The following is a 23972-nucleotide window of genomic DNA, read 5'->3' as shown; positions in this document are numbered from 1 at the left end:
TCTTTCAAGTTGCCTCTTTGTTGGCCGCACTCGCTCACCCCGGTCACATAGTTTGCTATGCTCCCGGGGATTCTCTCCCTTGCTTGGAAATTTCTGGTGTTATTTTTCAATATCGGAGTAAATAAATTTTTAAATAAAAAATAGAGCGAAATTATTTTAATTCGTTTTTCCATAATGAAATTAATGATGTTGTTTCAGCGGTAGCCTTATTAATAGATCAAGGCTACCGTTATTTCTTCTGGTCAATCCAGATTGAATATTATTGTCAGGAGCAGAAGAGTTTAATAATAAAATTGCTATGACAATAAGAATTTTTCTGGTACATAATGATGAAAATTATTCGCTAAACAGTATTCTTCCAGTTGTTGGCTAGAATGAATTCCTATCTTTTTATATATCTGAGCCATATAGGTTTCAATGGTGCGATAAGCAATATTTAATATCTGTTTAATTTGTTGCCTGGTGTATTTTTGTAAAAAGAAAAAAATGATATCCCATTCACGTGGCGTAAAAATATCGCTTGGTGGTTGAAGTATAATGGATGTCGGTAGTTCTTTATAATATTGATGTAGGCTGGCTAATGAGTAGCTTTTGGCTTCCCAACAATGATACATGACGCCGATACAATTTCCATCTTCATGATAAAAAGGCAATTTTTCACAAAAGTAAGATGACAGGATTTGATCTTGTCCGAATATATGTGTTTCAACTGAACATATTCTCTGTTCTTTTGCCATGACCATTCTGTCTTGAATAATAAATTCCTTAGCAAATTCAGCGCCGTTCCAAGGGAGTTCATGATCATAAAGCCCATCATAATTAAATGAGGCTTTAAAATTATGAATATATTTCTTTGTTGCTGAGTTACCATAAATGAAATTTGAAGAACTATCTTTTATTCCCCACGGCTCATTGCTGATTTCCATCGTGTTGATAATTTGAGGTGATATTATATAGTTCTTCATAAAGACTCCTTGAAAATTTTCAGCTTGAATGAACATTCTACTTTGAGATTCCCTAGCGCTTTCTGAGATATAGCGATAAAATTGATGTTTTTCATAAGAATTTTCTAGTGTTATATGATTTCATGATTATAAAGCTTTCTGCAATCGAATGATTTTTCAAGATTATGAATAAATTATTTTGTTGCTGGATTGCCGTAAATAAAACATGAAGAACTATCTTTTACTCCTCTACAATTCATTATCCATTGTATTGACAATCTGAGGTGATATTGCATAGTTCTTCTTCATGAAAATTTCGTTGTGATTTAGCGCCTAAGAAAACATTTTGCTTTTCCGTTTCACAAATCTCTCTGGCACGTAGAGGTCATAGTCATTCGTGCGACAATAGTCTTCTAATTGACGACTGGAATGAACACCAATTCGTTTATATATTCGTGAGAAATGGCTTTCAACCGTACGATAGGAGATATTTAACATCCTACCGATTTGTTTACTGGTATACTTATGTAACATGAGGAAAATAACATCCCATTCCCGTTTCGTAAATATATCGGTTGGTGGAGAGAACAGAATAGATGATGGTAGTTTCCCATAAAATAGACGGGTAAATGAGAAATCCTGAGCTTTCCATCCGTGGAACATGGTACCGACACATTCGTTATCATCATTATAGAATGGATATTTTTCTTGGAAATAAGATGAAAGAAAATTATCTTTCCCGAACATATGTGTTTCAAGCGAACATACTCTTGAGTCTTTCTCCATTACAGTTTTATCGTGAATAACAAATTCTTTTGCAAACCCCGCTCCATCCCAGGGAATTTCATCATCATATTGCCCTTCATAATCAAATGAATCTGGAAGATTCTGGATATGCTTAAGCGCTAAATTACCATAAATAAAACATGAATTTTTATCTTTGATCCCCCAAGGTTCATTACTTTGCTGCATGGTGTTAATAACTGAAGGTGAAATATCTACCTTATTAATTTTGTTCATAATGAGATCCTATTGTAAAGTTAAGTTAGTAATTATGGTTTATAACTCTCTACTGCCAATAGTGATAAAACGTTCAGGAATATAAAGATGATAGTTATTTTTCTGACAGAAATCCGCTAATTCTATCTGTAGTGGTAAATTAAATTTCTGGTAAATTGACTGAATATGATTAACAACATCTTCTGTGCTCATCGTTAATTCTTCACCGATGCTCTCTTCATCCTGTGAACGCAGGGTTAGAAAAAGCACTTCCCACTCAGTTTGCGTCAATATATTATTTGGTGGCGTAAATTGCAGGTTTGATGGCAATGTTTTGTCATAATAGTAAGAAACAGAAAAATCTTGAGGTTGATACATATGAAAGAAGATCCCAATGCAATCATTATTCTCATCATAAAGGGGAAATTTATCACAAATATAGCTTTGTTGGACGTTATTTTCTCCAAACCGATGTGTTTCCAGTGAAGTGATGCGTTGCATAGTTTGGATGGCTTTTTGATCCTGACGGTGGAATTCTTCTGCATATTCGGCGATAGGCGAGGGCAATTCACCCGTGGTAAGCCCGATAATATCGAAATCTTCAGGAAGGTTGAGTAGTTGATAGAAAGCAGGGTTAGCATAAATAAATCTTGACTGATGATCTCTGGCACCCCAAGGTTCATTGCTTTTGTCCCACATCAGGGTTAATTGTGGTGTAATAAGGGTGGATTTGTTTCGTATGTTTGACATAGTAACTCCTAAATTCCTATTTAAATCATTATCTGAATGGTTGCTCTTTCGATTATATCTTAAGTTGACAGCCATATAATAGAATATAATGCTTTTCTCGTCAAAAAGCGTATGTTTATTAATTGAATTTTTACTATTTAATAATGAAACTTTAAATTGATAGGAATATAACTATATATACTATTTTAGATGAAGATTATTTAAATGATTTATTGAAAGAGTAGGTAAAAGTTGTTGTTATGCTCGCTGCGGTGCCTGATATCAGCTATTTTTAGCTAAAAAATAGGTACTGTTAATGGTAAATGAGTGCAAATTATACTTGAAATTATCAGCATCCTCATTGTTGTCAGTTGCTCAATAGTTATTTGTCCTAATGCTTAAGAGCTGTTCTGTTAAACTATTTGATTTACTCGTCTTTGTAATAAAGAACAAATCTGAGCAGCGGCATGAAAAAAATGAGGGTTTTTGGTCATATTTTTGATGTGACATAAAGATTAAACTCAATAAATTACGCCTGTTGTGTTAAGTATATGCTCTTGGTTTTTTACATTGTTTGTGCTCATTACCCCTTTAAAAGGGGTGTTGCCAAGAGTGACTCTCTTGGGATTAAGTCGTAAATACTTAATCAACGACGCTAACATAAATTTGGTTTTTTTATTGGAATTTAATTTTTTCTTAATGCTATACCCTATGGATTTCAAGATGCATCGCGGCGGCAAGGGAGCGAATCCCCGGGAGCATAGATAACGATGTGACCGGGGTGAGTGAGTGCAGCCAACAAAGAGGCAACTTGAAGGATAACGGGTATATTAGGTCATGGAGGATATCAACAGTAGAAACGCAACCGTTGTTATTGAACTTAGGGTTCAATATCGCCACCATCGATCGAAGGTGCAGTTATCAATTTGATAACTGTATTGTCCTTTTTAGATGATTAGCGGGGAATAGGAGGAGGTTATATGCCAGCAAGATTGGTAAATCCTGAAAAGGTTAATGAGGTTTTCGCTCATCTGAATGAAAGCTCAGATAATCATACCCTCTATACTGCGTTGATGAATGGGGTTGATATTACTGATCAGATAAAAGGGTTGTTGCTTTCACCAGGTTATCGCATGGTTCGTGTTGATGGTCGATTTGGTAATCGTATCAGTCAATCCCACTTCGAGTTGGCATTGGTTAACGATGTGTCTAAAGAAGTTGCCTATTATAATCGAGTGGTTATACAGCCAGATGTGGTATCAAATTGTCGCCCAGTAACCCAAATTCTTGTTTGGCGTATCAGGACGCCTCAACACCGCGCTGTTCTACGTGATCTGGCTGGTAAGGTGTTCTTTGATTACTTGCTTGAACATTACAACGTGATTGTGTCGGATATGAATCAAACGACGGATGGTATCGCTTTTTGGCAGGATAGAATGTACGACGCACTAGCATATAATATGCATGTTTATGCTTATGATATGATTACCTGTGAGTTGCGTAAGATTTTGACCCAGAATGATGTTAGTCGCCAAGAATCTTGGTTATGGGGAGATCCTGAACACCATCAGAATAGATTGGCAATTATTTCGAAAAGTGAATTACCCATCTATGGGGTATAAAAGTTCATAACATTATAGTTGGTAATGTTGTACTTATTGGTCGTATTTATTCAGATAAGAGTGATGGGGTTAAAGGGTTATTTTTCACTATAGATATTTTATTGCAAATAAATAAGTTAAATTTTCCTGCATTTCTGATGCAACAACATTAATAACTTAACGTTATTAATTTCAGTTATGAAAAATTTTCAATAATTAAAATAAAAACAATTATTTAAATTGAATTTTAATCTTGTTTTTTGACTATTTTATTTGCATTGTTAACATTAATGTAGGGATATAGGGCAATATATAGGGGGTAAACAGACTTTTTTATGTATTAATGTTGATTTTGAGTTTTTGCTCTATATTATTTTATTCTGCTTATACCCTATGGATTTCAAGATGCATCGCGACGGCAAGGGAGTGAATCCCCAAACTATGTGACCGGGGTGAGCGAGCGCAGCCAACAAAGAGGCAACTTGAAGGATAACGGGTATATTCATTTAATCGTATTTGCAGATATATATACCCTATGGATTTCAAGATGCATCGCGGCGGCAAGGGAGCGAATCCCCGGGAGCATAGATAACTATGTGACCGGGGTGAGAGAGTGCAGCCAACAAAGAAGCAACTTGAAAGATGACGGGTATAAACTCATTATGTCTCTGAGCTTAGGGTTTTTGCTTCACTATATATTTCACAATTTTTGTGAGTAAATTTCTTGTTGAGGAAGAAATATGTTTAAAAAATTATAACGAATCACTTCTGATATCAGTTATAACAAAGGCGTTTTTTATCATTATTTCGTTGGTTGGAAAGAAAACAATTAGTGGAATAATAGCTTAATAGAGTTAGAATAATCTGACTAATTAGACTGGATTATATAAATAATGCCTGATTGATAGCTGTCATTATATTTTTTTACCGTGGGAATAACGGTGGAGTTGCTTTGCCCACGGAAAACTAGATTCTCAAAACCGCTGCTGTATCTTTCAGATGCAGTGGTTTTCTATACCCTATGGATTTCAAGATGGATCGCGGCGGCAAGGGAGCGAATCCCCGGGAGCATAGATAACGATGTGACCGGGGTGAGAGAGTGCAGCCAACAAAGAGGCAACTTGAAAGATAACGGGTATATTTAACCTCAGCTTAAATTAAGGGATTGTTTATGGGGAAATCATCAAACCGCAGTGCAGAATATTTCTTTACTGGAAGATACTACGATGATGATGATGGCAATAATATTGTTGCCATTGGTGTCGGAGGGATTATTTATGCCAAAGGAGGAGATGATCGTATAACCCTCGGGTCAATTGGAGCAACGGTCTATGCTGATTCGGGTAATAAGGTTGTCAATGGTGGTGCCGGATATTTAAAAATAGTGGATAAGGAAGGTAATCTGGCCGTACATGGTGCCGCAGGTTATTCAGGAATTGATAAATGTGGTAATGGTAATATTTCATTTACCGGTACGGCGGGGGGCGTTTCTATGGATCACCGGGGTGACCACGGTGATCTCAATTTTTCAGGAGCAGCGGCTTATAATGGCCTGAATCGCCAAGGACAATCCGGTAATGTGACTTTTAACGGTGTTGGTGGTTATAACGAATTATGGCATGAAACGAATCAAGGTAATTTAAATTTTGCCGGCGCTGGGGCCGGTAATAAAATTGACCGTACCTGGTATGATCACTATGAGAAAAGCCACGGTGATGTGAAATTTGACGGTGGGGGAGCAGCGAATAGTATCAGTTCGCGGGTTGAAAGTGGCAATATTAATTTCACAGGTGTCGGGGCTGATAACCACCTTATACGTAAAGGTAAAGAAGGCAATATTATTTTGCATGGTGCAGGGGCATCGAACCGTATTGAACGCTTGCGTCAAAATCAAGATCAATATGAACAGACCCACGGTAATATCGAATTTGAAGGCACTGGTGGTTATAACCGAATTTATTCTGATATTGCTCATGGTGATATTACCTTCGAAGGGGCCGGTGCTTACAATGAAATATCAAGAATCGGCGAAGATAGTGATTCTCGTAATGAAGCACTGGAATATGCTAAAGCTGAAGAGATTGTATTAACAACAGCAATGATGGGAGGGAGTTGGATTCAGCAATCCCAACAAGTAACCGGTATTAAATCAACGGCCGAGCCTGACACTTATCTCTTTGCATTTGCCGACGAAATGTACACTAAGATTAGTAAAGTCCAACTCCGAAATGATCCTGAAACCGGTAAGCTCAGTTATTACGCCACTTCTTGGTACAAAGAGGGCAATCACCTTAATAATCTTGCTACGGAGAATATCTCTTCAAGTAATGGATTTTTCGATATACGTTCCAATGGGGGTTACCGTCTCTTTAATCTAATCTTTGAACATCATCACCCCGTTATTATTCAGCATACTGTTGAAGAAGATTTGCAGGAAAACCAGTGGGTGACTTATGCCGGTGGAACCAATGCCAGAGCAGAAAATGTCATGCTGACTAATGCCAAAATGCATGGGAATGCAATCCATTCTGGTGGTTTGATATTAGATGTTTCAGCGGTGAAATCTAACCGTCAAGCGAACACGTATATCTATGCCAAGTATGTTGAGTCATATACCAAAGTAGTGATGGTTGAGTTGAGAAATGATGCTAAAACCGGTGCGCTGCAATATTACGCCAGTGCGTGGTACAAAGCGGGTGATCATACAAGCAATCTGGCTGCTGAAAAGGTTTCCCCCCAAAATGGTTATCGCTCAATGGATATAGGAGGATATTCGTTAACCAATCTGCAATACCAAGTGAATACAGTGCGCCGTGTTTCTGAACATTTAGCACAGACAGAAGAATATAGTCATCAGGAGTTGGTGAAATCATCCGCGGATATGGGTGACAGCTCCGGTGACATTAATTTCAAGGGCATGGGCGGTGGCAATGTCATTACCTCCAGTGTAACTCGTGGCAATATCAATTTTGAAGGCGCGGGTGCTGCTAATGTCATCGTGAAAAAGGGGGAACAGGGCGATTTGACGTTCCGTGGTGCAGGTCTGGCAAACGTACTGGTTCATCAAGGCCAACGTGGAGAAATGGATGTTTACGCCGGCGGTGCAGCGAATGTATTGGTTCGGATCGGTGATGGGCGATATCTGGCTCGTCTTTTGGCGATAGGTAATATCTCGATCCATCAAGGCAATGGCGATAGCCGAGTTAGCATGTTTGGGGGTTACAACACTCATAGCCAAATAGGTAATGGCAACGCCAATTGGTTAGGTGCAGGCGGTTTTAATGTGATGACCCAAACAGGTAAGGGGAAGGTCTCCTCGGTACTGGCGGGGGGTGCCAATGTGCTGACTAAGCTTGGTGCCGGTGATTTGGATGCCGGTATGCTTGGTGGTGCGAATATTATCACGCATCTCAACGATGGTGAAATATCAGGTACCACGGCGGTTGCGTTAGGGGGGGCCAATATTCTGACGAAAAAGGGCAGAGGTAAAGCTATTGCGCTGATGGGTGGTGGTGCCAACGTGTTGACTCACATTGGCAATGGGAGTACGACGGGGATGATGTTAGGTGGCGCTAATATCTTGACTAAAGTCGGAAACGGTGACGCCACGGGTATCATGCTCGGCCTGGGCAATGTGTTGACTCATGTCGGTAGCGGCCAGACGCTGGGAGTTATGGGAGCCGCAGGCAATGTTTTTACCAAAGTGGGTAGTGGAACTACGATTGCGGCCATGATTGGTGCAGGCAATATCTTTACCCATGTTGGTAACGGTGATGCATGGGGATTGATGGGAGGTTTGGGGAATGTTTTTACCAAAGTGGGGAATGGTAAAGCACTGGCATTGATGATAGCCGCTGGTAATGTGTTTACTCACATTGGTGATGAAATGAGTGTTGCCTTGATGTTGGCTAAAGGCAATATCGCCACCAAAGTGGGCAACGGCATGATGCTGGCAGCCATGATCGGTGAGGCCAATGTGATGACCCATATTGGTAATGGCTCAACCTTTGCTGCGATGATCGGGCAGGGCAATATCCTGACGAAAGTGGGCAATGATTTGGCGCTCGGTTTGATGGTGGGTGAGGCCAATATCTATTCGCATGTAGGTAATGGCACCAGTATTGGCTTGTTTGCTGGTGAGCTGAATGTAATGACTAGGGTAGGTGATGGCACAACATTGGCGGCAATGTTTGGTCAAGCCAATATCATGACGCATTCCGGCAATGGTTTAACCGGCGTTTTAGCCTTAGGAGAGGCGAATATTGTCACCAAAGTGGGGGATGATTTTATGGGAGTGGTTGCGGCGGCGGAGGCTAACGTCATCACCCATAAGGGATCATCAACCACTGCTGCCGTGCTATTCGGTAAGGGTAATATCCTAACGAAAGTGGGCGACGGGACCACAGTCGGCTTACTTATTTCCGATGTGGGTAACATCATGACCCATGTTGGTGATGGCACAACAGTGGGCTTTGCTAAAGGTAAAGCCAATATCATTACCAAAGTGGGGAACGGTACCGGCGTTAATGCGGTTTGGGGGGACGCGAATATTCTGACGCAGGTTGGTGATGGTGACCGTTATAACTTCGCCAAAGGTAAAGCAAACATTATTACCAAAGTGGGTAATAATCAGGAAATCACGGTTGTTCAGGGTGATGCCAATATCATCACCCATGTGGGGCAAGGTGATGATTATACCGGTGCTTGGGGCAAAGCTAATGTGATTACCAAGGTCGGTGATGGGCGCAATGTCGTGCTTGCCAAAGCTGATGCTAATATTGTGACTCAGGTCGGTAACGGTGACAGCTTTAATGCCTTGTGGAGCAGAGGAAATATTGTCACTAAAGTGGGTGACGGTATGCAGGTTACTGCGGCAAAAGGTGAAGCCAATATCACGACCAAGGTGGGGAATGGTTTAAGTGTCACCGCGACGCATGGCGATTTTAATATCAATACCAACGTGGGTGATGGTATTTCTATTAACGCAGCGTGGGGTGAATATAACGTTAATACTAAAGTTGGGCAGGGTCTCAATGTTGCGATCATGAAAGGTAAAGGCAATGCCAATATTCATATTGGTGATGGTCTGGGGATTAATGCCTCTTATGCCCGTAATAATCTAGCGATTAAGGTGGGTAACGGCGATTTCTACACGCTTTCTATTGCTGAAAGCAATACGCAAAGTAATAACCTTCCTTTTCTGTTTAAAAGTATTAAACGAACTGTGTTAAGTGTGGAAGGTAGTCAGGCAATTAACTACCTGATTCACGGTAATGAGGCGAATAGTTCTGGTACATATAGAAGCCGAGGGGCGATTAATTTAACTGAAGTTTCTGCCATTGATGGTTTCCAGATGAATGCCATCGATGATGTTGGTTCGGATCTGCGTGATAAATTAAGCGGCACAGTAACTCAGGTGGAGATTCCTGATACTGAGGCTATCCAGAACGCCTTGCATATTGGAGACAAAGTTGATTCGACGCAGAGTGAATCATCATCACAAGCTGACGCTGTTATTAAACAGGCAAAACAGGACAGCGCTGAGCAAAATGCGTTAAATGATAAAGAGAAGGCGGAGGAAAATTATCGCATTCTGGAACAAGAAAGGGATAACCAACTTAAAGAAATTTCAAAACCACAATTCCAATTGGAATCAACAGATCAGAATGTGCTGAATACCAATGGGCAAGTACAGCGTGATGCAATAAGTGGAGAGTCTAGGGCAGTAACGAAAGAGTTGCTTTCCATGACTCAACGTCTGAATGCGCTTAATGACGATGGGAATTACGCTGGGGAATTGGGTGATGAGTGGCGTAATCGGTTTGCTGTGGGATATTTGGACCGTATTCAGGAGAAATTAGATGACACCAAATTGATCTCACAGAAAAAATTAGCTGATTTATCGCCGCGCTTTATTGATAACCAACAACAAGTCAAAAATGCAGTTGGTAAATCAGAAACAGGTTTAGAGCAAAGTTATCACAATATAAAGAACGCAGACGACAATATTGAGGATGCGCATACAAAAGCGAAATCAAGACAGAAAGAAGCAGATTTACAACGTCTGCGGGCAACAAAAGCGGAAAGTGACGCCTATGCCGTGTATGAAGAAGCGAAACAACGCGGTGAACATGATAGCTCGGTAGCGAAAAATAAAGCCGCTCAGGTACAGGCTGATGCGAAAGGTGCGAAACAGACTGGTGATGTAAAACCCGAGCGTAGCGGGGCGACCGGCAGTGGCTTGTCTGGGAAGGCTTATACACCAATCGACGTAGCGAAACCGAAAAGTCATATCAATCCTGAAGCCAAAATGGAAGCTAATGGCTGGAACAGTGAAGATCTCACATTAACAGCCGCAGATTTGGCGGGATTGAATAGTGCGCAACGGGCGATTAATCGGCTACAGATCAACAGGAGTAGTCGCCCTGAGAATGTCGGTGCTTCGATCATTTCGCTGCTTACCGGAACGCCATCTGATAGGGTTGTGGAACCTATCTCGAATCAAACCAGAAAGTTAATCACAACAGCCCCTGTAATGTCGGGTATCAATTTGCAAGGGTTAGGGCAAGTTATCGGTGGAGATAGCTTTAAATCCCATTCTTCCATCTTGAGAGAGTTTGAGCCTTTTTTGCTGAGTCAGGGTGACAAACGGTTTATTGCTTCAACGAAAAGATATCTTGGTCAGATAAATACCGATCGGCCCAGTAAGGCGCTGGTGGCAGTACGTGAGGCGTTCAACAATGCGGCCGAACAACCTGATGAACAGCATGTGTTGCAACTTGAGCAAGCGCTTGCTCATTGGCAACAGCATGATCCCAATGAATTTGCCAAGCGTGGTCGATTAGTCAAAAGCCTGCGTTTTGAGATGGGGGAACTGGTTGCCTACCTTCAGGCAAAAAGAGCTGAATCAGCCGGGATTTTAGGGGTTAGCTTAGCGCCTGACCATGTTGCACAGTTTGACCAACAGGTATCCTTTGACGGGTTCGGGCGTGTGGTGGGTCTGAAAGGCGATATCGCACAAAGCGACATTCATCGTCTTACTGATTTACAAATCAAGCCATTGACCCAGATTAACTCTGCGGCGGAGCGGGAAGCGCCTAAAACTGAAAGTGAAAGTCTCATTGTTTTCGTTAGCCGATTGCAACAAGAAGCGATTCCCGAAGGGATGCCGCTAATTGAACGAGCCAAAAACCTTTGGCTTAGCGGACAAGTCACACGACAGGAAACCATTAAGCTATTTGAGGATGCGGTTAGCCAATTGCAGACACATCCTGAATTACACACGTTAGCTCAGCAGTTATTGGCTGATGCTCGTAAAGAAAAGACCACGGGACAATATATTGACAACCTGTTTGGCCGCCATTTTGATTCTGAATTGGCCGATGAGTTGGTGAAAACAGCGCCACAGGATGCTATGACCACAGCCCGGCAGACAGGACAATTTCTGGTAGAGAGATTTGAACAGTGGATAGGGGGTTTTTATCCCGATGTCGCCGAGCGTGAAAAGATTATTGCTAAAAAGATGGCCGGCTTTGCCAGGGCCATTAACAAGGACTTTCGTCCCTGGTTTAGTCGGGTACCTGAATTGACGACGTTCCTGGACGAACCGACTTTTGCCAATTTCAAAATCATGATGACTCAGGTTGATGATGGTTTTGCTGTGATTAAGATACCATTTCTGGCCGTAAAAATGGCCATTACCTCAGGAATGGGGATGGGGCGTGCACAGTGGAAGGTTGCAGGGGATCGCTTCTATGAGGAGGTTATCACCAAAGCCCGTTCGACCAGCAGTCAACTGACTAGCGGGGCTGATGTCACATATAACGTTGAAATAACTGAAAAGCAGACTAACGATTATGGTACAGCGTTGCCCTACCAGCCTGCTAATAACAAGCATGATGACTTTTTGTATGGCAGAAAGGTTGCTGCGGGCCGAATTTTGGTCCCCGGATGGGAAACGAGATTTGAGCATAATGCGTTAGCGCAAGGCCACTCTGTGGTGACAGGAGCCTCCGGCTCGACCAATATCATGGTTCACCTCAATAACTATATTGCTAGTGAACAGATTGCCAGTGAACAGCCTACTTTCTCGGTTAGACAGAGCTATCTCAACACGCTGGTGTTTCTGGTATTTGATGGTGGTCATTCTGTCAACGAAAGTCTGGCGGTTTATCGGGCACTACAGGTAACCGATGATGAACAACGTAAGCAGTTACTCAATAGCTACACTGCCAATTATAGGGAGCTGGTGGATATTGCCGGTGAAGAAGGCAAAGTGTGGGTAAGCCAGGCGCTGGATAACGCTTTCCGGGAAACTGGGGAGTTCTATCAGAAACATGCCAAGGTGAAGCCACAAAGTCGCCCAGCGGTGGAAGCGTTAGACTGGTTATCGGGTAAGAATAAGCGGCCAGAGCCTACTATCATCGACGATACTCATCAGGATAAAAAAATAAGCAGACTACTCGGTGATTGGCAAATGGAGCAGGTGACGCCACAAGCTGATGGCCGTGAAACTCGCTTTGATGGTCAGATCATTATCCAAATGGAAGATGATCCGATCGTTGCTAAAGCCGCGGCCAATCTGGCGGGTAAACACTCAGATTCTAGCGTAGTGGTTCAACTTGATTCTAAGGGCAAATATCGTGTGGTTTATGGCGATCTTACCCGATTATCCGGTAAGTTACGTTGGCAGGTTGTCGGTCATGGCCGTGATACGTCGGAACAAAATAACATTCGCCTGAGTGGTTACACCGCTGATGAATTGGCGACCAGATTAACGCGGTTTTATCAGGACGTTAATCAGGGTAAAAGCATAACTCACAAACCTGATCACATCAGTATTGTGGGTTGTTCTTTGATAAGTGATGACAAACGGGATGGCTTTGCTCGTCGTTTTATCACTGTGTTAGATAAGCAAGGCATTCGCAGTGATGTTTCCGCTCGCAGTAGTGAAGTGGCTGTTGATGTCAGTGGACGCAAATTTACCCGTGATCAAAATAACCAATGGGTTAACAATCTGCCTGATAACAAAATCGTATTAAGTTGGTATGACCAAAATGAGCTGATCACACATACCGAACTAGTTCGCCGTGGTATTGCCGAAAGTGATATTAACTTCTCCAAGGTAGGGTATACCGAAGCTGATACTGTTATTAACGGAGCGATCTCGGGTAACGTTGAACTATTTGTTAAACCAAACAAACGTGAAAATACGATTCAGATTGATTCCAATGAGAAAACGAATAATCAACTCAGTTACTCCGGCAATATCCAGGTGAATGTGGGAGATGGGGAGTTTACCGCACTCAATTGGGGAACCTCGAACGTTGGTATCAAAGTGGGTAGCGGTGGTTTTAAATCACTGGCCTTCGGTGATAACAATGTGATGGTGCACATCGGTAATGGTGATAGTAAACAGAGCTTCGATATTGCAGGCTATCAAGCGCTTGAAGGAGCGCAAATGTTTATCGGTAATCGTAATGTCAGCTTCAACCAAGGTCGCAGTAATGACCTGATTGTGATGATGGATAAATCCATTCCAACGCCGCCATTGATTAATCCGTTTGATGGTGTGGCGCGTATTGCCGATGTATTGCAAGGTGTCGCGGGTGCCAGTGAGGATCAGGATTGGTTAGCGGCACAAGATCAGCAATGGACCATTGCCGGTGCGAAGAAGTTCGTACAGGATCTCTCTGGCTTAGACCAAACCAGCAATGTGGATTACAACACGTTGGTTGAGCTGGATTCGCAACATGAACGTAGCAGCCGTGGTTTGAAATATGATGCTGAATTAACCTTGAACAAGAAGTTTAATCAGTGGCTAGGGGAACATGGCAATGGCGCTGATATGGGCAAAATAAGTCGCATGGATAAGTTTCGTCAGGCTAATCAGAAGCTGGCCTTCAACTTTGCTGTAGGCGGGCGTGGCGCGGATATTCAGGTGACAACCGGTAACTGGAACCTGATGTTCGGTGACCATATCCAGTCGATTCTGGATACCAATCTGGGTTCGCTGTTTGGCCTGATGACACAACAATATTCAGCAACTGGCATGGCGAAGACCACCTTTACCTATAATCCACAGGATTTGCCGCGTCAGCTTAAGAATAAACTGATTGGCCGCTTAGCGAGTGTAAATGCAGATACCACCTTAGCGGATATTTTTGGCGTGAACTACACCGCAGAGGGGAAAATTATTTCCCGCACAGGCGAATCGGTTGATGGTGAGGCGATTCTACAAGAGATGTTGGAAGTGATTGGGGAGTTTAGCGGTGATCAACTGCAAGCGTTCATCAATCCAGAAACGTTACTTGATAGCCTGAAGGCGGGTATTGATATGGGCGAGGAGGGCGTCAGGTCATTTGCGGAGAGTCATGGCCTGAAACAGAAAGCGCCCGATGAGCGTCAGGAATCAGGATCTTCGGTGAATATCAATGGAGAAAATGTTCAGACCAATAATAAACCCAAGCCTGCATTTGGTTTTAATTCGCTGAACTTACCTAATCTGTTTGCAACGATGTTCAGCGAAGAGAAGCAGCGGGAGATGAAATCGTTAGTGGCTAACCTGAAAGAAAATCTGACGACTGATCTGCTTAATATGGAGGAAAAAACGTTTGATTTCCTGCGTAACAGCGGCCATCTGCAAGGGGATGGCGATATCCACGTATCGTTGGGGAACTATAACTTCAACTGGGGAGGCGACGGTAAAGATCTTGGTACCTATCTGGGCGATAACAATAACTTCTGGGGTGGCCGCGGTGATGATGTTTATTACTCGCTAGGGACTTCCAATATTTTTTCAGGTGGTGAAGGCAATGACTTGGGCGTCCTGATGGGGCGTGAAAACTGGATGTTTGGCGGTAAGGGGGATGATACCGCAGTGGTGGCTGGGCGGATTAACCACGTGTTTATGGGGGAAGGCAATGACCAGACATTTGTCTTTGGTGAAGGCGGTTTTATTGATGCTGGTAACGGACAAGATTACGTTGTCACCGCTGGCAACTATAACCGGATGGATACTGGGAAAGGTCAGGATTATGCGGTGATCATTGGTAATAATAATCAAGCCGAATTGGGTGGAGGCGACGACTTTGCCAGAGTATTTGGCAATGACAACCGGCTTGATGGTTATTGCGGCAATGATGCGATTAAGCTGATGGGCTACCATGCGGTGATCAATGGTGGAGAAGGTGATGATCATCTGATAGCCGCGGCGATTTCGAAGTTCAGCCAGCTTGATGGCGGTGAAGGTCAGGATTTGCTGGTATTAGGTGGGTATCAGAACCATTTCCGGGGCGGTGCAGGTGTGGATAGTTTTGTGGTCAGCGAAGAAGTGATTGATAACCGAGTGAGCGATATTAACGCAGAAGATATGATCTTGTTTAACGGTGTTGACTGGCAAAATTTGTGGTTGCAGCGTAGTGGGTATGATCTGGTGCTGTCAGTGAAGCGCCATACTCAGGACAACACGGCTCAAGGGAGATTTGAATCGGAGGGTTCTGTCATCTTTAATGATTACTTTAATGGCAATCGTGCCAAATTGGTGACTCGGATGAGTGATAAGAACGCGTCAGGGGAACGCGAATTTACGGCATTGTCAGATAATGCCGTGGATTCTTTGATCCAGGCAATGAGCGGTTTTGCTCCGGCAGTGGGTGATAATGGTTTTATTGCGGGTCTGGACAGTCAGGCGAAAACGGCTATCGCAACGGCGTGGACTGATGTGACGATTGGTAAGGGGAAATTTGCTTAATCAGCTCTTTATAAATCAGTAAAAAAGTTTTAATAAGGTGGCTCACAGAAAAGTGGGCCATTTTGGGGATTTTTATTCAGGAATTATTTCTGAGTTTTATTTGTTAATGCTTTTACTAATTCTCGGTAGATTCACATAATAAGTGCAACATTGTTAACCTGGAAGTAAACACATTTGTATTCCCTTAAATAATTCATTCGGTGTTTCTCCCGTTCCTATATTATACGGAACCCGTGAGATTGGTGGGGCAATTATTTCAGCCAGGATATATACCGAAGATCAACAATGATCATACAGCAACATTTTGGGTTGTGTTGGTTGCTATACATTTTTTAGCCTAAAGATAAAGAATCTTTAATTCTTTATATATCAGGCATATAGTTTCTAACTCATTGACTTTATTAGAGTTAACCTTGTCAGGGTTGCGCATTTAGAGGTACACTATATGTGTAGATTGCCAGTTTGGTATTTCGAAAAAGTCTTGGAGGTTTCTATGTTTTGCGAAGAAAAAGTAGCCCAAATGGCTGCCTACTTGCTGTATAAGCGCGGCGGGCGCATGGCATATCTGAAGCTTATGAAGTTGCTTTATCTGGCAGATAGGGTATCTATGAATGACTATGGCTATCCTATCACTGGCGATCGAATGGTATCTATGCCGAGAGGGCCAGTTTTATCGCAAACCTTAAATTTAATTACTGGAGATTACGCCAGTGATGAATTTGGGTGGGGGGCATGGATTAAAAGTGAAAAGAATTATGAAATTTCACTCAAACGGAAAGGTATAACAAGGGATGATTTTGAATCTCTTTCTGATGCTGAATTAGAAGTTCTGGATGCCATTTGGGAACAATTCGGTCATATGAGCCGCTTTGATATTGTGGAGTATACCCATAAACATTGTACTGAGTGGCAAGATCCAGGCGGCAGTTCTTATCCTATTTCACCAAGTTCTGTTTTTATTGCTGTCGGTAAATCACCAGAAGTTGCTGAGAAATTGGCGCAAGAGTTAATAGAAAGGCAACAACTGGACTGTTTTCTTCAAGGATTGCGGTGATGCCGGGTGGGATTTTAAGGAAAGGAAGTTTACTTATCCCATCTGGATATACAGATCACTTATATATTATCTGCTGTGATCCAGTTTTTTACCCTAAAAAAACGAAGACATGTTTTTTGGCTGTAAATATTAGCTCTTTAAAACTGGACATACCGTATGATCGAACGTGTATATTGAATTGTGGCGATCATCCTTTTATTAGACATCCGAGTTTTGTTTTCTATGGTCGCGCTGATATTTTTGGCTCAGTAACCGTTGAACAGCATATGGCTGCTGGTGATATTAAAATCCATGAACCATGTGGTGATTCTGTTTTTGATCGGATTCTTTCTGGGTTTGATATATCTCCGCATGTAACTTTAGAAATTAGAAATTTCTATAAAAAATATTGTATTAACTGAATTTCGTTTTAAATATTAAATTCAAGGCTGCACTTCGGTGTGGCCTTTTTTTATGGGTGGAATATGGCAAAAAAATCAAAGGTCAAAAAGGCGATGGCGGTAAGCAACGAACTCTAATTGAGGCCCTAGACTCAATTTAATCAATATCTGAGGTCAAGCTACTAATAGCTCTTGGTGAAGGTGAATTTATTGGTGGATTAGATGGTAGCAATGTCTATCTGGACGATACCTCTATACCCGCCATCTTTCAAGTTGCCTCTTTGTTGGCTGCACTCGGTCACATCGTTCTCTATGCTCCCGGGATTCGCTCCCTTGCCGTCGCGATGCATCTTGAAATCCATAAGGTATATTGTAGTTATGCCAGCAACTTCAATCTGAGAAGAGCGGGTTGATCTCTCCTGATTGATGGAAGACTTTTGTTGGGATTGGTATTTGTTGTAATAGACACAAATAAGATTGGAAGATTTGCTGGTCTCTAAGGGGCCTGTTAGCCCCGATTTTAGGATTCAGGTCAATATTCACTTCATATTGTGTTCTACCTCCTGCATAGATTGCTGCACGAACTCTGCAAATGGCTTCACATTCTTTCCTACCGAGGCTGATTCTAACGCTGATAGATACTGAGTTCTATTTTTGAGTTTAATCACCGTCCAGGGGTATCCTCCGATTACCAGCAAGAAATTCATTAAGAATCTGGCAGTGCGGCCATTACCATCGGGGAACGGATGAATATAACCCAGAAAAAGATGCCCCAAGATAGCCTTTACCACAAAGTGTTTCTCAGTAGCGATCAACTCTTTCAGTGCTTCCATACAGTCCATCAATTGCTCGCTGGAGGGCGGTACATGCATTGAAGTGCGGATATAGATTGGTCCTTTGCGAAATCCCGCCAAATCCAGTCTGTCGATAATTCCGGCATCTACACAGGGATTGAACAACGCAGTGAACCAGTCAGTCAAGCCAACGTCAATCAGGTAGTGGATGTCCAAGCCTTCCTTATCTTCATGTGCTTCACGCAGTAGCTCTTTCACCTTGTTGAAGGCATCGTAATAGCCTCTGGCAGCCATTGCATCCTTCTGCTCCTTGTCCCTTTGGATGGTATTCGGCGACCAGTCACCTTTAGACAGACGCTCGATTAATTCTGGCGTAACCTTGTAACCCTCGATGGATAGTGAGTTGTAGGCATCGCTTATGTAGAGGCTGCTCATCATGGCGTGTGTTTTTTCGATTGAGCGCTCAAAGAAGTCAAAAGGTGGTGGAAAGTCATCAAATACCTCGACGACTTCTTGTCTCATCTCCTGCCACAAGAGCCTCACACGAACTGCGCTTGGGGATTCTCCCCGACTACCGCCTACTATCATCGGAATATGGCCAAATGGGTTAACCTGCTTAATACCTTCAAAACCGGCTCCTTCCATGATGGTTTGTAGTTTCCGGCTTTCGGCCCTCATCTTTAGCTGCTGGTAGGCACCAATTAATCTGTTCCCTGAAGCAACATTCTTGGTTGTCAGTACTGCTTCTGAAAGCAGACTCAGATCAGCATTCCTGAGTGCTAGCTGAATGCTTATAGGGTTGGCTCTGAAAGTTTGTGGGCCAGTTTCAACGAGTGCGCTTTCTAACGAATGAACATTTATACCGTTTACTTTGACAGTCTTACAGGGAACCCTTCCCTTGATGATCACCATACTCATGTTGTTAGGTAGATTAAGTGTGCGAGGCGTCGTGTCTGAGGTGTAGACGATTATCTGGTTTGGTAAGGCATTGTTTGCTGTATGTAAATCAAGAGAGGATTCAGGACTTAGCCAGTAATCATCTTCGAAGATACTTTCGACGTACTGCCCAACGAAAGACCAGATGGATTCATACCAAAGTACTGAATCACCCGCTTTTTCAGTGGTGAGATCTGCATCCAGGAGATACCATCCTCTGATGATTTGCTTGAAATAGCCTTTATTGATCAGAAGTGTGCGTTGTTTATCAGTGATTGACTTAGAACTCAGCACGTTGCCCACGGCCGCATCGCTTGCAGCTCTCAGCGCTTCTGCCAACCTTTCGTTTCCAGTTTTTGCCATGTCTTTCTTCCAGCAGATGTTCAAGTATTAGCTAATACGGGAATACAATATTAGCTATTACGATATTGAATTACTAGCTTTTACGAACTTACATTATTAGCTTTTACACTCAAATACAGTAAATCTAAGTCCTCTATCAACTGATTGCTGATGGTCAACATGCTGCAAAGGCCAAACAGATCGTTTGGGATTTTTTATAACTCCTCATATTGCTCAAACCGAATTGAGTTCCTTCAAAGTGCTCGACTATTTGCAAAGTTATTTAGAGCAAATTAACCATAATATTAATAACAGTATTCTTTACTACAAAGTTATTAATTTTTTTATTTAATGTTACAGATCGCATTTTTGTGAACCAAAGAGACGCTATTATGCATAGTGAAATCGCTTAACGACGGACAAAGATGAGGTTGTAGTCTATTTGTCCATATAACGATAAAACCTGCTATTCAATCTTAATAATTACTATTCATTCAGAGGTCTTTATGGGCAGTACCGGAAGTGTCAGTGCGTGGGATGAAGCGTTATTAATTGCGGCTATTCAATATCCTGTTCCTATTATTAGGGGACCTGAAGATATTCAGGTTCAAGTGCAGCAGATTTGTAAAACAATGGATTCAACTAAAGCCGGTTATCCTGACTTGGATTTTATTGTATTTCCTGAATATTCTGCTCAGGGATTAAATACCAAGATCTGGACCTATGATGAAATGTTATTATCGTTGGACAGTCCAGAAATTGACTGTTTTCGTCGAGCTTGTATTCGTAATGATGTTTGGGGTGTGTTTTCAATAATGGAACGTAATGAAGATCCGTCACAGATACCTTATAACACCGCGATTATTATTAACAGCAATGGTGAAATTGTATTGCATTACCGTAAATTGCAGCCTTGGGTGCCGATTGAACCCTGGATGCCGGGCAATCTGGGTATGCCGGTCTGTGAGGGGCCAAAAGGTGCAAAATTGGCGGTGTGTATTTGTCATGATGGTATGTTTCCTGAATTGGCACGCGAAGCCGCCTATAAAGGTTGTAACGTTTTTATTCGCATTTCTGGTTATTCTACCCAAGTTAACGATCAATGGATTTGGACGAATCGTACTAATGCCTGGCAGAACTTAATGTATACCGTATCGGTTAATCTGGCAGGCTATGATGAGGTTTTTTATTATTTCGGTGAAGGTACAATTTGTAATTACGACGGTAATATTATCCAGCAAGGGCAGCGTAATCCGTGGGAAATTGTTACCGCCGAACTGTTCCCGCGTCTGGCGGATAAGGCTCGTGAGAATTGGGCGCTAGAGAACAGTATTTTTAATCTCGGTTGCCGAGGTTATGTCGGTAAGCCGGGCGGAGAGAGAGCTAATTATCTGACTTGGGTGCGCGATTTGGCAAACGGTGAATATAAACTGCCTTGGGATGAAAATATCCGTATTCGTGATGGCTGGAAATATTACCCAGAAGGTGTGAAACTGGGGCCATTACCGAAAATCGATGAATAACTGACAGGTTGATAATACGGCACCGCAAGGTCATTGTGGTGTTGTTATTTTTCCATCTTGAAATCCATAAGGTATAGACTAATTTAATTTTAAATTATTTATTTACGAAATAAAATTAATTTTTATATTAATTATTGGCTGCCCTAAATGATTTATTAAAAATAAGTGATCATCTGGAAGGGATTCAGTTAAATTTTTGCGATCTTAACATCCAAGATTAACGGAAATATAAGTAATCGATATTTTGATAAAGGGATTATCATTATGCGAATGCAAGTTAAAAACTGATTGAAATGAATGGTTTTCATAAAGTAATTGTTGTAAATATAATGTTTTCTCTTTTTTTCTTTTCTGGTATTTGATTCTTTAGGCTCTTCTATTAATGCATTCGGTAAAGATTTGCCTGAGAAAATATGGGAAGATGTTTTTTGTAGCTTGGTAGAAATACTATAAATGGTAATGACTAACTAATAAGACAGAGAAACAGATTGTGGCAAAGAAAGAAAAACGGCCTCACCATGACGGATTATTTAAATATTTTTTAACGCAGCCTGAAACGGCCAGAGAGTTTCTATCCCTTTATTTGCCCGAAGAAATCCAGTCGTTGTGTGATTTAGCCACATTGAAACTGGAGCCCGGCAGTTTTGTGGATGAGCATTTACGTCAACTGCACAGTGATGTGTTGTACTCGGTCGAAACGGCCCGGGGACAGGGCTATATCTATTGCCTGATTGAACATCAGTCCACCCCTGACCCGTTAATGGCCTGGCGGCTGATGTATTATGCCATGTTAGCCATGGCGGCTCACCTGAAAAAAGGCCATACTGAACTCCCGTTGGTGGCACCTCTGCTGTTTTATCATGGTGAGATTCGGCCGTATCCTTACTCAAACCGGTGGCTGGATTGTTTCACGCTCCCCGAACAGGCGGCTCGCTTATACCGTCAGGCGTTTCCGTTGGTGGACGTCAGTGTGCTCAGCGATGAAGAGATCCTGACGCATAAAGGGGTAGCCCTGATGGAGCTGGTGCAAAAACATATTCGCTGTCGGGATATGCAGGAATGGCTCCTCCAATTGGTGGAACTCTTGAATGCAGGGTATAATACAACCGAGCAGCGCAATGTGGTGTTACGCTATATTTTACTGAATGGACATACGCTGGATCTCTCACATTTTGTCCATCAACTGATTGAACAATCTCCGGAGCATGAAACGATGTTGATGACTATTGCAGAACAGCTTGAACAAAAAGGGCTTGAGCGAGGTATCAAGCAAGGTATTGAGCTAGGTCGAGAGGAAGGTATTGAACTAGGCCGAGAGAAAGGTAAAGTGGAAACGGCTCGTGCCTTATTACGGCATGGCGTGAGTTTGGATATTATTGTCACCAGTACCGGACTGAGCCGGGATAAAATTGAAATGTTAAAGCATTAAATTCATCTTCTCTTTTACAGCAAAATGCCGATATTCAAGATCGGCATTTTTGTTCTTATTCCAGGTAATGGCTATACAAGGCACTTTTACGTTTGCCCGGCGAAGCTGAAACCGGTCAAACTGTAGTAGTGCAAACCTCGTTAGCAGTCAGAGCAGGGAGTTTTTCCTGCTCTGTACTATCAGTCTAAATCCAATTCCTTGAGCTTCCCTTTTCTGGTTCTTAACTGAGAGGTAGATTCCAGAAGACGATTCGCGTTGGTTGGTGATCTCATCAAATAAGCTGTTTCTTGCAAAGATTCGACATCAGTTAATGACATAAGTATGCAACTTTCGCCATTTTTACGAGTGATAATCACTGGGCTACAATCGTTCACGACATTTGTCATCGTTTCAGAAAGATTTTGTTTTGCTTCTGAGTAAGTTAACACTTTCATTTATCCTACCTATGCCAAGAAATAACCTGAAAAATACAACGAAATATCCATTCATCGTATAGCATATTGTACGATTTTTTTTGTATCTTGCAGACTTCTAAGTTTGTAATTTGTGGTAGCTAAGCGATAGCGGTCATTATTATCAGATTAACCGGGATGTAATATGTACATTGTGACAAGTACAAATATGAACATAAACATCTTTTTATAGTAATGACATTTGGCTATAGTTGAACATGACAAATGACGGTTAAGGGGGTTTTATGCGAGCTTATACTCCCTTTGCTCAACCTATTGATAAGACGCTTTGGCGTTTCGCAGGTCTACCAGGTAATCGAGGACTTGATCTGACTAATGTCCTACAGTCTGGTTTGCCTATAGAAGTCTTTGACAGCATTCACAAATGGTCAGATATGTCTAAAGCCGACATTATGCGTATCGCCGGGATTAAGGAGCGAAACGTTGCCCGATTAATTCGTGTGTTTGATGCCGCAGTACAACTTTTTGGCGGAAATAAGAATGAAGCATGGACATGGTTAAAAAATCCTGTGAGGGGGCTTGGTGCAGTTACTCCAATGTCTCTTAATTGCGACTGAAAGTGGTGCACTTGAAGTGTTAGATCTCATTGGGCGTCTGGAACATGGGGTGTTCTCGTGATTTTCTATAGAATTACGAAAAATCATTCTCCTTCTTTAACCTCTCTTGTCTAGATTAATACCCAGTTAAATGTGAACTGGGCATTTTTTAACGTCAGGATAGATAGAATCGATATTAATTATTTCAAATGATTATTATTGTAAATATATATTATGTTTGTGAAATTAATATTATTCGTGAGAATATATTTTTGGTGTTTTAATAAAGAAAAAATAAATAATTGATCATAATTAGTGAAACGTTATATCTTATGTGAAAGAAAAAAGTTTTCTGCGTTAAATATTGTTTTTGAATGTTGGTTTTGTTTTATTTGATAGATTTATTTGACTGTTAATTCCTGCACTCAGTATTTCAGATAAAGCTTAATCATTGAGCAGGAATGTTTGTTTCTGCCAGAA

The 23972-nt window shown here is 41.9% G+C and carries 11 protein-coding genes and 3 pseudogenes; 9 read left to right on the top strand and 5 right to left on the bottom strand.

The window, feature by feature from the left end; genetic code table 11:
- Positions 1-296 precede the first annotated feature (296 nt).
- The 3 genes from PluTT01m_RS16645 to PluTT01m_RS16635 all read right to left on the bottom strand — a co-directional run bounded on the left by PluTT01m_RS16645 (position 297) and on the right by PluTT01m_RS16635 (position 2693).
- A complete protein-coding gene (locus tag PluTT01m_RS16645) occupies positions 297-965 on the bottom strand; it encodes a helix-turn-helix transcriptional regulator (RefSeq protein WP_011147425.1) in 669 nt (222 codons plus the stop codon).
- Between the two features lie 312 nt (positions 966-1277).
- Entirely contained in the window at positions 1278-1964 is a 687-nt protein-coding gene (locus PluTT01m_RS16640) for a helix-turn-helix transcriptional regulator (protein ID WP_011147424.1), read from the bottom strand.
- A gap of 39 nt (positions 1965-2003) precedes the next feature.
- Positions 2004-2693 (bottom strand): PAS domain-containing protein, encoded by a 690-nt coding sequence (locus tag PluTT01m_RS16635; protein WP_011147423.1) that lies wholly within the window; start codon positions 2691-2693, stop codon positions 2004-2006.
- A gap of 959 nt (positions 2694-3652) precedes the next feature.
- Between PluTT01m_RS16635 and PluTT01m_RS16630 the strand changes: the two genes are divergently transcribed.
- From PluTT01m_RS16630 to PluTT01m_RS28300, 6 genes and pseudogenes are all read left to right on the top strand, one after another.
- Positions 3653-4294, top strand: coding sequence for a hypothetical protein (locus tag PluTT01m_RS16630; protein ID WP_011147422.1), 642 nt, complete (start codon positions 3653-3655; stop codon positions 4292-4294).
- 1150 nt (positions 4295-5444) lie between these two features.
- Positions 5445-16025 (top strand): MARTX multifunctional-autoprocessing repeats-in-toxin holotoxin RtxA, encoded by a 10581-nt coding sequence (rtxA, locus tag PluTT01m_RS16620; protein WP_041380207.1) that lies wholly within the window; start codon positions 5445-5447, stop codon positions 16023-16025.
- 205 nt (positions 16026-16230) lie between these two features.
- Positions 16231-16314, top strand: a pseudogene (locus tag PluTT01m_RS27655) (tail assembly protein); the annotation flags it as partial.
- A 204-nt stretch (positions 16315-16518) separates the two neighbouring features.
- Positions 16519-17079, top strand: coding sequence for a Panacea domain-containing protein (locus PluTT01m_RS16610; protein WP_011147420.1), 561 nt, complete (start codon positions 16519-16521; stop codon positions 17077-17079).
- Positions 17079-17480, top strand: coding sequence for a hypothetical protein (locus PluTT01m_RS16605; RefSeq protein WP_011147419.1), 402 nt, complete (start codon positions 17079-17081; stop codon positions 17478-17480). The genes PluTT01m_RS16610 and PluTT01m_RS16605 overlap by 1 nt, the downstream gene beginning before the upstream one ends.
- Positions 17481-17536: 56 nt before the next feature.
- Positions 17537-17716: pseudogene (locus PluTT01m_RS28300) on the top strand (hypothetical protein); the annotation flags it as partial.
- A 282-nt stretch (positions 17717-17998) separates the two neighbouring features.
- Here the strand turns inward: PluTT01m_RS28300 and PluTT01m_RS16600 are convergent.
- Entirely contained in the window at positions 17999-19552 is a 1554-nt protein-coding gene (locus PluTT01m_RS16600; protein WP_011147418.1) for a Fic family protein, read from the bottom strand.
- 485 nt (positions 19553-20037) lie between these two features.
- Here PluTT01m_RS16600 and PluTT01m_RS16595 point away from each other — a divergent pair, with 485 nt between their 5' ends.
- Together PluTT01m_RS16595 and PluTT01m_RS16590 are read left to right on the top strand one after the other, a co-directional pair.
- On the top strand, positions 20038-21054 hold the full coding sequence (locus PluTT01m_RS16595; RefSeq protein WP_011147417.1) for a formamidase: 1017 nt from the start codon (positions 20038-20040) through the stop codon (positions 21052-21054).
- Positions 21055-21544: 490 nt separating this feature from the next.
- Positions 21545-22483: an Rpn family recombination-promoting nuclease/putative transposase gene (locus tag PluTT01m_RS16590; RefSeq protein ID WP_011147416.1), complete on the top strand. Its 939-nt coding sequence runs from the start codon at positions 21545-21547 to the stop codon at positions 22481-22483.
- 179 nt (positions 22484-22662) lie between these two features.
- Here PluTT01m_RS16590 and PluTT01m_RS16585 read toward each other — a convergent pair whose 3' ends face one another.
- Positions 22663-22917 carry a type II toxin-antitoxin system Phd/YefM family antitoxin gene (locus PluTT01m_RS16585; RefSeq protein ID WP_011147415.1) on the bottom strand — a complete coding sequence of 85 codons (255 nt, stop codon included), beginning with the start codon at positions 22915-22917 and terminating at the stop codon, positions 22663-22665.
- Between the two features lie 263 nt (positions 22918-23180).
- On the opposite strand from PluTT01m_RS16585, the pseudogene PluTT01m_RS16580 reads away from it, so the two are divergent.
- Positions 23181-23574 (top strand): annotated as a pseudogene (locus PluTT01m_RS16580) (antitoxin Xre/MbcA/ParS toxin-binding domain-containing protein).
- Positions 23575-23972: the final 398 nt, after the last annotated feature.

It is taken from the genome of Photorhabdus laumondii subsp. laumondii (assembly GCF_003343245.1).
Classification (GTDB): Bacteria; Pseudomonadota; Gammaproteobacteria; order Enterobacterales; family Enterobacteriaceae; genus Photorhabdus; species Photorhabdus laumondii.
This window is presented reverse-complemented; position numbering and strand designations above follow the sequence as displayed.

Bases quoted from the DNA above. Each gene is read 5' to 3' on its own strand.
- PluTT01m_RS16645 (WP_011147425.1), bottom strand. From the start codon at position 965: ATGAAGAACTATATAATATCACCTCAAATTATCAACACGATGGAAATC.
- PluTT01m_RS16640 (WP_011147424.1), bottom strand. From the start codon at position 1,964: ATGAACAAAATTAATAAGGTAGATATTTCACCTTCAGTTATTAACACC.
- PluTT01m_RS16635 (WP_011147423.1), bottom strand. From the start codon at position 2,693: ATGTCAAACATACGAAACAAATCCACCCTTATTACACCACAATTAACC.
- PluTT01m_RS16630 (WP_011147422.1), top strand. From the start codon at position 3,653: ATGCCAGCAAGATTGGTAAATCCTGAAAAGGTTAATGAGGTTTTCGCT.
- rtxA (WP_041380207.1), top strand. From the start codon at position 5,445: ATGGGGAAATCATCAAACCGCAGTGCAGAATATTTCTTTACTGGAAGA.
- PluTT01m_RS16610 (WP_011147420.1), top strand. From the start codon at position 16,519: ATGTTTTGCGAAGAAAAAGTAGCCCAAATGGCTGCCTACTTGCTGTAT.
- PluTT01m_RS16605 (WP_011147419.1), top strand. From the start codon at position 17,079: ATGCCGGGTGGGATTTTAAGGAAAGGAAGTTTACTTATCCCATCTGGA.
- PluTT01m_RS16600 (WP_011147418.1), bottom strand. From the start codon at position 19,552: ATGGCAAAAACTGGAAACGAAAGGTTGGCAGAAGCGCTGAGAGCTGCA.
- PluTT01m_RS16595 (WP_011147417.1), top strand. From the start codon at position 20,038: ATGGGCAGTACCGGAAGTGTCAGTGCGTGGGATGAAGCGTTATTAATT.
- PluTT01m_RS16585 (WP_011147415.1), bottom strand. From the start codon at position 22,917: ATGAAAGTGTTAACTTACTCAGAAGCAAAACAAAATCTTTCTGAAACG.